The 11204-nt window shown below is 51.7% G+C and carries 13 protein-coding genes and 1 riboswitch; of the genes, 3 read left to right on the top strand and 10 right to left on the bottom strand.

Features of this window, described 5'->3' with window-relative positions:
• Positions 1 to 27 precede the first annotated feature (27 nt).
• A complete protein-coding gene (locus BMX14_RS11690; protein WP_092677005.1) occupies positions 28 to 747 on the bottom strand; it encodes a dienelactone hydrolase family protein in 720 nt (239 codons plus the stop codon).
• 161 nt (positions 748 to 908) lie between these two features.
• On the opposite strand from BMX14_RS11690, the gene BMX14_RS11685 reads away from it, so the two are divergent.
• A complete protein-coding gene (locus tag BMX14_RS11685) occupies positions 909 to 1544 on the top strand; it encodes a LysE family translocator (protein WP_230527471.1) in 636 nt (211 codons plus the stop codon).
• A gap of 58 nt (positions 1545 to 1602) precedes the next feature.
• On the opposite strand, the gene BMX14_RS11680 is transcribed toward BMX14_RS11685, so the two are convergent.
• A complete protein-coding gene (locus BMX14_RS11680) occupies positions 1603 to 2376 on the bottom strand; it encodes a MetQ/NlpA family ABC transporter substrate-binding protein (protein WP_408011876.1) in 774 nt (257 codons plus the stop codon).
• Positions 2377 to 2524: 148 nt separating this feature from the next.
• On the opposite strand from BMX14_RS11680, the gene BMX14_RS11675 reads away from it, so the two are divergent.
• Together BMX14_RS11675 and BMX14_RS11670 are read left to right on the top strand one after the other, a co-directional pair.
• Positions 2525 to 2872 (top strand): hypothetical protein, encoded by a 348-nt coding sequence (locus tag BMX14_RS11675; RefSeq protein WP_092677001.1) that lies wholly within the window; start codon positions 2525 to 2527, stop codon positions 2870 to 2872.
• 130 nt (positions 2873 to 3002) lie between these two features.
• Positions 3003 to 4703 (top strand): tannase/feruloyl esterase family alpha/beta hydrolase, encoded by a 1701-nt coding sequence (locus tag BMX14_RS11670; protein ID WP_092677105.1) that lies wholly within the window; start codon positions 3003 to 3005, stop codon positions 4701 to 4703.
• A 4-nt stretch (positions 4704 to 4707) separates the two neighbouring features.
• Here the strand turns inward: BMX14_RS11670 and BMX14_RS11665 are convergent, their stop codons facing one another.
• The 8 genes from BMX14_RS11665 to rluF all read right to left on the bottom strand — a co-directional run bounded on the left by BMX14_RS11665 (position 4708) and on the right by rluF (position 11135).
• Positions 4708 to 5646, bottom strand: coding sequence for an ABC transporter substrate-binding protein (locus tag BMX14_RS11665; RefSeq protein WP_230527469.1), 939 nt, complete (start codon positions 5644 to 5646; stop codon positions 4708 to 4710).
• A 10-nt stretch (positions 5647 to 5656) separates the two neighbouring features.
• The gene (locus BMX14_RS11660; RefSeq protein ID WP_092676999.1) at positions 5657 to 6394 is read right to left on the bottom strand and encodes an ABC transporter permease; all 738 of its coding nucleotides are present in this window, start codon (positions 6392 to 6394) and stop codon (positions 5657 to 5659) included.
• The gene (locus tag BMX14_RS11655; protein WP_092676997.1) at positions 6375 to 7085 is read right to left on the bottom strand and encodes an ABC transporter ATP-binding protein; all 711 of its coding nucleotides are present in this window, start codon (positions 7083 to 7085) and stop codon (positions 6375 to 6377) included. Before BMX14_RS11655 ends, BMX14_RS11660 begins: the two co-directional genes overlap by 20 nt.
• Entirely contained in the window at positions 7085 to 8053 is a 969-nt protein-coding gene (locus BMX14_RS11650; RefSeq protein ID WP_092676995.1) for a HesA/MoeB/ThiF family protein, read from the bottom strand. Before BMX14_RS11650 ends, BMX14_RS11655 begins: the two co-directional genes overlap by 1 nt.
• Before the next feature lie 9 nt (positions 8054 to 8062).
• Entirely contained in the window at positions 8063 to 8821 is a 759-nt protein-coding gene (locus BMX14_RS11645) for a thiazole synthase (RefSeq protein WP_092676993.1), read from the bottom strand.
• A 3-nt stretch (positions 8822 to 8824) separates the two neighbouring features.
• Entirely contained in the window at positions 8825 to 9022 is a 198-nt protein-coding gene (gene thiS / locus BMX14_RS11640; protein ID WP_092676991.1) for a sulfur carrier protein ThiS, read from the bottom strand.
• Positions 9006 to 9950 (bottom strand): FAD-dependent oxidoreductase, encoded by a 945-nt coding sequence (locus BMX14_RS11635; protein WP_092676989.1) that lies wholly within the window; start codon positions 9948 to 9950, stop codon positions 9006 to 9008. Before BMX14_RS11635 ends, thiS begins: the two co-directional genes overlap by 17 nt.
• A gap of 111 nt (positions 9951 to 10061) precedes the next feature.
• A riboswitch (TPP riboswitch) is annotated at positions 10062 to 10181 on the bottom strand.
• An 84-nt stretch (positions 10182 to 10265) separates the two neighbouring features.
• A complete protein-coding gene (rluF, locus tag BMX14_RS11630) occupies positions 10266 to 11135 on the bottom strand; it encodes a 23S rRNA pseudouridine(2604) synthase RluF (RefSeq protein WP_092676987.1) in 870 nt (289 codons plus the stop codon).
• Positions 11136 to 11204: the final 69 nt, after the last annotated feature.

Here is an 11204-nt window from a genome sequence, read left to right as displayed (position 1 = left end):
GAAAGGCTGGCTAAGGTGGGACGTAAATTAATTTACGCGTTTGAGTAATTCAAACATGCTGGTAAAGGCCCGCTCGGTGACTTGAGGGTTGAATTCAGCTACCCCTGGGTTATTGGCGGTTTCGTCGGTAAAAGAGTGTACCGCATCGTGGTAACTCACCAATTGCCAATCGACATTGACGGTAGTCATCTCATTAACAAAAGCCGGCAGTTGCTCACGAGGCACCAACGGATCTTTCGCCCCATCAAGTACCAAAATTGCGGCCTTAATCTGCGTAGCGTCGTAAGCACCACAGGTATCTAAACCACCGTGGAAAGAGATGGCTGCACGAATATCCGCACCGCTACGCGCTAACTCCAATGCACAATGTCCACCAAAGCAGAAACCGAAAGCAGAAATTTTCTGCGCATCAACCGCAACGGCTGTCTGACTTTTTAGCGCATCGATCGCGGCGTTCATCCGACCCACTTCTTCAGGCGTATTTTTAACTGCCATCATCGCGGCACCGGCTTCATCGGGATTGGTCGGTCGAGCCGACTCACCGTAGAGATCGGCAAGCAGCACAACATACCCTTGCTCGGCGACTTTTTGCGCCAATTTAGCGGCATTATCGGTGACGCCGAACCAGTTCGGTGCCATCACTAAGCCAGGTAACGGTTGAGGCGTTTCGCTCGGGAAGACTAATGTGCCTGCTAATGCCGTCTCGCCAGCATGGTAGCGAACTGTTTGCGTAGTAATCTGACTCATAATTCCTCGATATTTCTGATTAGTCTCGTCATGCTACTATAGCCAATATTCACCGGTATTGACTATATCGGTGCTGTAAGCCGGTATGTCGAGCGCGCAAAATGATCAAAATAACCTAGGGGTAACCTCTAACTCGGCGTTTTTACTCAAGGAGCACCCGGATGATAAACATCGTTGAATGGCCGTTAATGGCGCCAGCGCTCTTGGTCTACAGTTTAGGCACGCTCACCCCCGGTCCTGCTAATCTTTCGATTGCTAACTTGGCAATGTCTCAGGGACGTCAAGCCGGTTTTATCCTTGCGGCAGGGGTTATAACCGGGTCGCTATGTTGGGGGCTCATGACGGCCTTAGGCGTATCACCCCTGTTACTTTCCGAGCCACGTTTCTTAATTGCCTTAAAGTTACTCGGGGCGGCCTATCTTTTTTGGCTGGCCTATAAAACGCTCAAGTCCCTGGCCACACCGGCCCGTCCTACCACTACGCCCTTATCAATCGACCGGAAAGATTATCGCTACTACTGGCAAGGGGTCAGTCTACACCTGACGAACCCTAAAGCGATCCTAACTTGGCTTACCGTGACCAGCATCGGTCTTTCTCCGCATTCTCCCCCTTTGGCAACTCTTCTGCTGGTCGCCCTCTGCGCCCTGATCGGCATAACAATTTTTAGCCTTTATGCTTTCTGTTTTTCCACCCCAGCCGCCCAACAGATCTTGGTGCGTTACCATCGTGCCATGACGATTTTCTGTGCCGTATTCTATAGCTTGGTCGCTACCGGCTTTCTGCTTTCGATTGGCTGACTAGCGTTTGGCAAAAAAAAAACCCATGCTCAGCATGGGTTGTTAGGCGCATATCGGCTTACCAAGCGCGTATTACATCGCCGTGATAGACCGCGTTCGCTTTCGCCTCGACCTCTGGAGATTGGAAAGCCTGCTTCAGCTGCTGCAGTTTCGTCTCGTCTTTGTCGCCTTCACGTACAACCAAGACATTAAGATAAGGCGACGCTTTCCCTTCCATAAAGAGTCCATCGCGCGCGGCCGATAAACCGGCTTGCGAAGCAAAGTTATTGTTAATCACTGATAACCAGACTTTCGGGTCATCTAAAGAACGGGTGAGCTGTGGGGTGTCGACCAAGACAAACTGCAGATTTTTAGGGTTCGCCTTAATATCCAATACCGTTGGCAGTAACCCCTTACTTGGGTCGACAGTGATCAAGCCTTGAGCCTGCAGTAACAATAGACTGCGGCCTAAGGTCGTCGCTTCATTAGAAATCGTGACCGTCGCACCATTAGGTAATTGGTCTATCTTCTTGATCTTAGAAGAGTAGGCAGCAATCGGGAAAATAAAACTCTTGCCTAAAATAGCAAATTTATAACCACGCTCTTTGGCTTGCATCTCTAAGTACGGCACACTTTGGAAAGCGTTGGCATCAACGTCTTTGTTAGCCAGTGCTTCGTTCGGCTGGACATAATCATTGAAGCTCACGACCTCAACATTCAGCTGATATTTATCTTTGGCAACTTGCTTCACCGTGTCCCATACCGCTTGGTCAGGTCCAGAGTTTATGGCAACTTTAATGGTATGCGCATCTTCCTGTTTACAGCCTACAAGGCCTAATGCGCAGACAGCCAAAAGAGATAAGACTAAAATTTTTTTCACCGTATCGACCTCTACATGTCAAATGTTGAATAAGTATATTAGACATTTAGACGTCTGTACATCTAGTAGTTTAGATTAATTCGGGTACCCTAGCCCCATTAAGAGATTTTTGGAAAGTGTCATGTTAAAGCTAAAAGTTATTGTTCCAGTGATGATTATTGTCTGTACCGCAATCTGGTGGTTAATGCCCCATTTTACCGAACAAGATAAAGCCTATTACGTCTCGCTTTACTGTTTACAACCGACGGGATCTGATCAGCAAATCCAAGCGAGGATGGAGCAGACCGTTGAAAACAATAATCAGGATTATGCGCTGAAAAAACGTCATTTTTCGCCTTTGCTTGCAAAGCGTATCCAAGATGCTTGGGATCGTCTTACCTCTGATCAGCAGCATCAAGGTCAGCAGCGTGATAAATGCGCCCAACTGCTCTCAGAAAAACTCAACCTGCCGGCGCCGCTTCCCCGCTAATCTTTTCGCACTGCTTACAGTGCAGTAACAGTCAGGCGGTAAGCAGTCGCCTATACTGTTTACCGTTCACTCTGTTCGATAAGGAAATAACGTGCGACTACTCTCGACTCTCTTCGCTTTCTGTTCTCTTATGGTTATCAGCCATAATGCTTGTGCGCGCAGCGCATCATCGCTGCCGATCGTTAAGCCAGTCATGGCCTGTGGCCAACTGGTCGGGCAGACGCTCTCAGGGGTGGAGGCTAAAATTTCGCTTACTGGCGCAAAAGTCGTTACCCATGACAATAAAACCTTTTGCCAGGTTAGTGCGGTAATCTCTCCTGACATCGGTATAGAAGTGGCGCTACCCCAACAGCAGTGGACACAACGAATTTTACAGGTCGGCTGTGGCGGCTTGTGTGGGTCGATCAATCTCTCTTTATCGAATGCAAATGGCTGCGTGCCTGCTACACAGGGTGAATTTGTGGTAGCTGCCACCAACATGGGCCACTCTGGCAGCATGATGGATGCTTCATGGGCATTGGACCCGCAAAAACGGATTGATTTTGCTTACCGTGCCAATCACCTTACTGCACAATTTACCAAAGCCTTAACACGCACCTATTATGGTCAACCCCAGAAATATGCTTATTTTATGGGGTGCTCTGACGGTGGCCGCGAAGCACTGATGGAAGCCCAACGTTTCCCAGACGATTTCAATGGCATCAGTGCGGGCGCACCCGCTGCCTATTTTACGGTACAGAATTCGTTCTATCACGGTTGGAATGTTGTCGCGAACCAGCGTGCTGACGGTAGTGCTATTTTACTTAAAAATCGTTTAGCGTTGCTGCACCAAACCGTCTTGGCACATTGCCCGACAGAGTCAGGGGTGAAAGACGGCGTCTTAGCGAACCCTTTTGCTTGTCACTTCTCAAAAAGTTGGTTGAAAACCTGCGCGGCCAATGCTGCCGATAAAAGTGCCTGTTTTACCGCGGAAGAGATTGGCGTTATAGAGAAACTCTACCAAGGTGCGAAGGACGCATCAGGGCACCAGTTTGCTGTCGGCGGATTGATTATCGGCTCAGAATTACGCTGGCCGTTACCGGAAACCGCACAGGGGTCTTCGCCATCCGCCATGATGGCGCTCCCCGCACTGCAATATGTCTTAACTGCTGAGGGAAAGAAAAGCGATATCACGTTAGCCCATTTTGGCTTCGACCAAGCTAATTTCCAACAGCTAACAAAACTCGCTCCGCTCTATAATGCGACAGACACCAACCTTAAACCTTATGCAGCCGCTGGCGGTAAGCTGATTCTTTGGCATGGCCTGGCAGACGACTCCATCAATCCTACCGGAACGCTTGCTTATTACCGTGAGGTAGCACAACAGCTCGGGACCCACCGTGCCGCGCAGGTGATTAAACTGTTCTTACTGCCGGGTGTCGGTCACTGTGGCGGAGGCGAAGGGAATGATCAAATCGACCTTTTAACGCCATTAATGGCGTGGGTTGAGCATCAGCAGGCCCCTCAGCAATTGTTAACGGGTAAAACTAAGGCGACAGCGGCACCTCAAGCCTTACCCGCTGCTGAAAAAACCAAAAATGCCGAGGATGCTGCCTCCGTTCAAATGCACGGTAGGCAACGCCCCAGTTCTCCGGTCGCCCCCGCCGCGGAGGCGATGCGTGCCACCCGCCCGGTATATGCCTATCCCTATATCGCGGTCTACAACGGTAAGGGGGATCCCTTACAGGCAAAAAATTATCATGCCGCTCTGGGTAACTATCCATCTGTTTTGATGGGAGAGCCAATTCGTCAACTTATTGCGCCGAATAATACCCCCCAAAAGGCCCCTTAACGTTCTACTGCTCCCCAGCTTGCTGCACGTAGCGGGAAAGGGGAGCAACCTGACTGATAACATGATTCTGCTGTAAAAAGTCGCCCATTTTCTGATAACGCTCAGCACTAAAGGCCGTACTGTGTTGGGCTAGCACAGGAATAGTTGCCTGCCAGGCTTGATGGTTCAAGCGGGTGTTCATCTCTGGATAGCGCTGAATAAAGGCTTGCCACGCTTGCTGTGGGTGCGCTTTCAACCACGCCGTCCCCTGATCCAATCCGGTCAGGAAAGCTTTTACCCACGTTTTTTTCGCCTCGTCCTGCTGGGCCAATAGTATCAATTCATCGTACGCAGGGATGCCAGCCTGCTCTGGACGGAAGACGGTCGGATGCCCCCCCTTATCCTGCAAACTCAACAGTTCATAATTACGATAAATAGTCATCGCGCCGTCAATACGGTGTGTAAGGAGTGCCGTGGTAGCAGCCATATTTAAATTAACTAAGGTGACTGTACTCGGGTCAACGCCAGCGTGAGCCAGCATTTGCTTAATGGCGATATCCTCGAAACCCGGGATCGCATAACCAATGGTTTTACCTTTAAAGTCGGCTAGGCTATGTATTGCGGGAGATAAGGTCGTTAAGGTATTTAGCGGTTGATCAATTAAGGTGCCTACCCGTATGACCGGGACCTTTTTCTCTACTAGGGTATACAGCTGAGGTTGATAACTGATCGCGATATCCGCTTTACCCGCGGCCAATAATAACGGCACGGAAGCCGAGTCGGCCGGAGCGATCAAGTCAACGGTGAGTCCTTGCCGCGCAAAAGCCCCGCTATATTGGGCAGCAAATAGCGATGCATGGTTAGGGTTCACAAACCAGTCGAGAAGTACCCGTACTTCTTGCGGCGCAGCGCCTGCGTTGACCAACCAACACATCGCGATACAACCAATGAGTAATTTTTTCACGTTTTTATCCTTAACCTGTCGGCCATAAAAAATAGCGTCGTAACCCTTGTACGACACCGGAAAGTAATACCGCTAAGCCCATCAAGCAGATCAGCGCCGCAAAACTGGTGGCCGTCTCCATGCGAGCGGTGGATTGCATCATTAAGTACCCAAGCCCTTGGCTGGCACCTACCCACTCGCCCAAGACGACGCCTATCGGGGCTAAGATGACCGCCATCTGTAAGCCTGAAAAGAAGAAAGGTAATGCCGCGGGCCAGCGCACTTGCCAAAAACAGCGCCAACGCGATGCTTGTAGCGTGGTCGCAAGGTCTAGCCACTGTTGTGGCACTCGAGAGAGGCCATCGAATAAGGTCAAACAGACAGGGAAAAAGAGGATGAGGGCAGCCACCACTACCTTTGAGCCGATGCCAAACCCTAGCCAAAGCACGAGTAGCGGCGCTAAGGTAAAAACCGGTATAACTTGGCTTGCCATCACTAACGGATAAAATAAACGGCGTATCCACACATGGCTGGCCATGGCCACGGCGATAATCACCCCACCCCCGACGCCAAATAACAACGCTAAGCCCATCTCACTCAAGGTAATCACCGTCTGCGACAGCAACAGAGCAGGCTGCTGAACGAAGGCTGTCCCGACCTGTTGCGGTGTCGGCAGTAAATAGTCGGGTATTCCTCGATGCGTTAAGATGACCCATAGCGCCATCACACAGCCTAAAAAATAGAACAGGTTACTCAGACGAGATTTCATACGCCTCCAATCGAGCAAGTAACGCGGCTTGCGCGGTAAGCAGCCCTAGGTCGTCGGCTGGACGAGGGGGTTCCCCTAGGGGGGCGGCTAGCGCAGTAACCTCCAGAGGCGAGCGGTGGAGTAATAAAATCTCCTCCGCCAGACGGCAGGCTTCAGCAGGATCATGAGTCACCATAATCACCGTTTTTCCTTTCAATAACTCCCCGGTCAAGGTCTGCAGTCGTAGCTTTGTGATGGCATCCAGCATGGCAAAAGGCTCATCCATCAAGATAACCGGTCGGTCGGTATAGAGCGTTCGAGCCAAAGCGACGCGCTGGCGCATTCCGCCCGAAAGCTGGTGGGGCTTTGCCGACAGACGGTGGGCCAGACCCACTTTCTCCAGCAAATATTCGGCACGACGGCGGTCCGGCGGCTGACCGGTGAGGGTTGACGGGAGTAGCACGTTATCCACCACAGAGAGCCAAGGATAGAGCTGATCTTGTTGCCCCATCCACGCTATCTGTGATCGGTCTACGAGGATCCTTCCCTGCTCGATCGGACGCAGCCCCGCTAACAGTTGTAAGAGACTACTTTTCCCAATTCCGCTGGCACCCAAAAGTGCCGTGGTTTTCCCCACTGCAAAAGTCAGTGAAAAATTATGCAGTAACCGCTGCGCTGACCAAGAAAAACTCACGCCGTCAAAACCCAACATTAGGGTCCTCCCGCCGCAAGCAGGACGATATTCTCTAGCCCGCGCTGGCGTAAAAGCCGCTCGGCGCGTGCGGAGCGTAATCCCGTGCGGCATACCAAAACGAGGCGTTGATAAACGGGTGCATCCCATTGCTCAAGTGCCTGGAACGGGACTCGGATCGCCGTCTCCGCCACGCTATTCGGCGCTTCATCGCGATCCCGTAACTCTAGGATCAGATCGCTGGGTGACAGTTGTCCTCGATCGATGAAATGGAGCGTTTTTTCGATCGGCTCCACGGCAGTGTCAAAGCGAAACTGGCTGAACTGCCAATCAGTAAAATTACCCCTTACCAGCAACCCTAACGGAGAGGGCGTGCGCTGTAAGATCCAACTCAGGACCATCTGCGCCTGAATTGCAGCGATGCAGGCGACGACGGGGCCCATCACTCCAGCACTCTGACAGTTCCCCGCCGTCTCTGGTAAGTGGGGAAATAAGGCTTTATAACTCGGCGCGCCCCCGCAAAAGCCGCCCACATAGCCTTGAGTCCCCAAGGCTGACGCACTGATCAGCGGTAAGCCATGGGTTAGGCAGGCATCTGACAATAAATAGGTCGTGGCAAAATTATCGGCGGCATCGACGACAATATCGATATCCCGTAATGCCTGACGGAGGGTACTGGCCGTAATATGTGTCACTTCCGGCTCGATCAGCACATCACTATTACATTGGCTTAAATGTGCTTGGGCGCATAGCGCTTTGGCTTTACCGATATCTTGTTGTTTAAATAACGTTTGGCGATGCAGGTTATGCAGTGCCACGCGGTCAGCATCATAAAGTCGAATTCGACCGATTCCGGCTCCCACTAACTGCGGAAGTAGCGTCGCACTCAAGCCCCCGGCACCGACCACTAGCACTCTAGCCTGTTGCAGTCGCTGCTGCCCCTGCTCACCGATTTCGGGTAACTGCATTTGTCGTTGATAGCGTTGCATGACTTCCCCTTACATCAGATCCGCCAAACCCAATAAGGGCGTAGAAGGCTCTGCCATATCTCGTGGCGCCATCAGGCCAGCTTGGTAGGCAGTGTGCCCTGCCGTGATGGCTTGGCCGAACGCTTGCGCCATCGCCACGGGGTTGCGCGCTTTTGCAACGGCGGTGTTGAGTAAAATCCCGTCGAACCCCATTTCCATGGCTTGCGCAGCATGGGACGGCGCACCGATCCCAGCATCGATGATCATCGGGATCTCAGGAAAAGCGGCTCGTAACGCTTGCAAACCGCGTAAATTATTCAGGCCCTGCCCCGATCCAATCGGTGCGCCCCACGGCATAAGCACTTGGCACCCTGCCGCTAAAAGCTTTTCCCCCACGATGCGATCCTCGGTGGTATAGGGGAAAACCTGAAAACCGTCGGCGCATAAGATTTTGGCGGCCTCGACCAAGGCGAAAGGATCCGGTTGTAAGCTATCGGCATGCCCGATCACCTCTAACTTAATCCACCGTGTATTGAAGAGTTCACGAGCCATATAAGCGGTAGTTACCGCCTCTTTCACGCTATGGCAACCTGCGGTATTCGGTAAAATATGCCGAGAGTGTTGGCTAAGCAGTTTGCGAAAGGCCTGACCACCTGCTCCTTCACGCCGTAAACTGACCGTAATCACCTCAGTGCCTGAAGCCTCAATCGCCGCACTCAAGATAGCGGGCGATGGATAGCCCGCGGTGCCCAATAAGCAACGTGAGGTTAAGGAAGTCCCATAAAACATAGCTCATCCCCCCTGCATCGGTGAAAGGGCTTCAACACGCATGCCCTCTTGGAGATCAAGCGCGGTATAACTGCTTTTCGCGATAAATTGGCCATTAACGGCACATGCCACCACGGTGATATCGATCTGCTGTTCACGTAATAGGCCTGCCAGCTCGGTTGCCTCTGTCTCGACTGGCTGACCATTAAGTAAGATTTGCATTGCTCTTTTCCTTCGCTAACTGTTCAACAAGTTGCTGCGCGACAATTGGGGCTAATAGAAAGCCGTGGCGGTACATACCGTTCAGATAAAAACGGTTATGTTGATAGTGGAAACTGGGGAGATTATTGGGATAAGCCGGGCGTAAGCCACTTGCGGTCTCGATGATTTCCGCCTCCGCCAACGCCGGATGTATCGTGTAAGCTGCACTCAATAATTCCACCGCCGCCCGTGCACTCATCCCGCGAGGGTCATCGCTTTCGACCATCGTCGCGCCCAACATAAATTCCCCGCCGCCGCGCGGCACCAGATAGCAAGGAAAGCGAGGATGTAATAACCGAATAGGCCGTGAAAAATCGAGCTCGTGACTGCGTAAACGTAGCATTTCGCCGCGTACTGCGCGCAGGGGGGGCAGGTCGGATCGAGCCTCAATCCCTCGACAATCGATAATATTGCCGCAGGGCTGAGAGGAGTGAAACACGACACCTTGTTCCAGCAGTTGCTGCGCGAGGGAGGCCAAAGCTTGGCGAGGATTAAGATGCCCTTCTTCAGCAAAAAAAAGCCCGTTATCGAAACGTGAGCCAAGATCGGCTTCAAGCTCCACCGGCTTCACCCACTGGTGGTGCGTCGTTTTGCTGGCAAAGACCTTAAGCTCTTGCTGATCTCTGGGGGGAGCGATGACTAAGGTACCCTGTTGTTGTACATTCGGTACCCGTTGCCGCCACCACGCGAGCGCATGCTGCCCAAGGGTAACCACTTCTTGCGGGGCACTTTCTGCTTCACAATAGGGTGCCAACATCCCCCCGGCGAACCATGACGCGGTGGGATAATCTGGCTGCTCAATCACGTCGACCTGCTCACCCTGCTCGACTAATAGTTTTGCTACGCAGAGTCCGCTTACACCGCGGCCGAGAATGCTCCAGCGACTCATCGTCTGACCTGGCTGATAGAGAGAAGAATTAACATGGATGGCCTCTTTGTTAGAGACCCAGATAAGGCAGAGGGAATGAGGCACTACCCCATTAAGGGCTGTGCCAAGTCGCACACAGGCAACCCGTCTTCCTACGCCAGTATTAACTGGGTCAGGTTCAAAGGGTCGCTGCACGGCGTCATACGCTCACAGCCTCTCAGTCTCTTACGCGAGACTCCCCCGACATCATTTAGTTGTAATCGAGCCAAGCCTACGCGTCAAGTGCCAGCAGGGAAATCCTCTATGCCGACCTTAGTCCGCGACGTGGCGGGTCAATTAACGCCCTTTCTTTTGACGCCCCGGTTTGGAAAATTTTTGGCGAGCGGGGGGTTTCTTGGTCGAACGGGCGGACATAACGGGCGGGGCAATATCTGGCCTTTTTAGGGCTTTTTTAGCCGGTTTTTTCTCCACCGGTTTATCTTCTGATGAAGAATCCTCAATTAGGTTAAACAGTTCGATCAGTTCGTCATCGGTCAAATCACGCCATTCTCCCAACGGAATTCTCGTCAGATTGACATTCATAATGCGCGTCCGTTCGAGCTTAGTCACCTCAAAACCGAAGTGAGCACACATCCGACGGATCTGTCGGTTTAATCCTTGAACAAGGATGATACGAAAGACATGGCTATCGAGTTTTTTGACTTTACACTTCTTCGTCACCGTGCCCAGCATTGGCACGCCCGCACCCATGCCACGGATAAACTCGTCGGTAATCGGTTTATCTACCGTCACGATATACTCTTTTTCGTGATTATTCCCGGCGCGTAAGATTTTATTCACCAAGTCGCCATGATTGGTTAAAAAGATAAGACCTTGGGAATCTTTATCGAGTCGACCAATTGGAAAGACACGCTTACTGTGATTGACGAAATCACCGATATTATCGCGCTCTGTCTCTTCCATAGTGGTAACAATTCCCACCGGCTTATTTAACGCGATTAGAACCAGATCGTCTTCATTACGCGGTTCAATCAGCTGACCATTGACCATCACAGTATCGCCAGGATAAACCTGGGCCCCAACAGCGGCGCGTCGTCCATTAATTAAGACGTTACCCTGTTCAATGTAACGATCGGCATCGCGACGAGAGCAAATACCGCTCTCACTAATATACTTGTTGAGACGTACAGATGTGTTGGTCAGCATGGTTCCTCCGAAAAAACGGACTATACCTGATTTTTTCGACGGTTTCGAAAGAAGAGTGTGAATATCAGG

It is taken from the genome of Rosenbergiella nectarea (assembly GCF_900111105.1).
GTDB lineage: Bacteria > Pseudomonadota > Gammaproteobacteria > Enterobacterales > Enterobacteriaceae > Rosenbergiella > Rosenbergiella nectarea.
This window is presented reverse-complemented; position numbering and strand designations above follow the sequence as displayed.

Bases quoted from the DNA above. Each gene is read 5' to 3' on its own strand.
- BMX14_RS11675 (WP_092677001.1), top strand. From the start codon at position 2,525: ATGTTAAAGCTAAAAGTTATTGTTCCAGTGATGATTATTGTCTGTACC.
- BMX14_RS11685 (WP_230527471.1), top strand. From the start codon at position 909: ATGATAAACATCGTTGAATGGCCGTTAATGGCGCCAGCGCTCTTGGTC.
- BMX14_RS11645 (WP_092676993.1), bottom strand. From the start codon at position 8,821: ATGTTTTATGGGACTTCCTTAACCTCACGTTGCTTATTGGGCACCGCG.
- thiS (WP_092676991.1), bottom strand. From the start codon at position 9,022: ATGCAAATCTTACTTAATGGTCAGCCAGTCGAGACAGAGGCAACCGAG.
- BMX14_RS11690 (WP_092677005.1), bottom strand. From the start codon at position 747: ATGAGTCAGATTACTACGCAAACAGTTCGCTACCATGCTGGCGAGACG.
- BMX14_RS11660 (WP_092676999.1), bottom strand. From the start codon at position 6,394: ATGAAATCTCGTCTGAGTAACCTGTTCTATTTTTTAGGCTGTGTGATG.
- rluF (WP_092676987.1), bottom strand. From the start codon at position 11,135: ATGCTGACCAACACATCTGTACGTCTCAACAAGTATATTAGTGAGAGC.
- BMX14_RS11655 (WP_092676997.1), bottom strand. From the start codon at position 7,085: ATGTTGGGTTTTGACGGCGTGAGTTTTTCTTGGTCAGCGCAGCGGTTA.
- BMX14_RS11635 (WP_092676989.1), bottom strand. From the start codon at position 9,950: ATGAGTCGCTGGAGCATTCTCGGCCGCGGTGTAAGCGGACTCTGCGTA.
- BMX14_RS11670 (WP_092677105.1), top strand. From the start codon at position 3,003: ATGGTTATCAGCCATAATGCTTGTGCGCGCAGCGCATCATCGCTGCCG.
- BMX14_RS11650 (WP_092676995.1), bottom strand. From the start codon at position 8,053: ATGCAACGCTATCAACGACAAATGCAGTTACCCGAAATCGGTGAGCAG.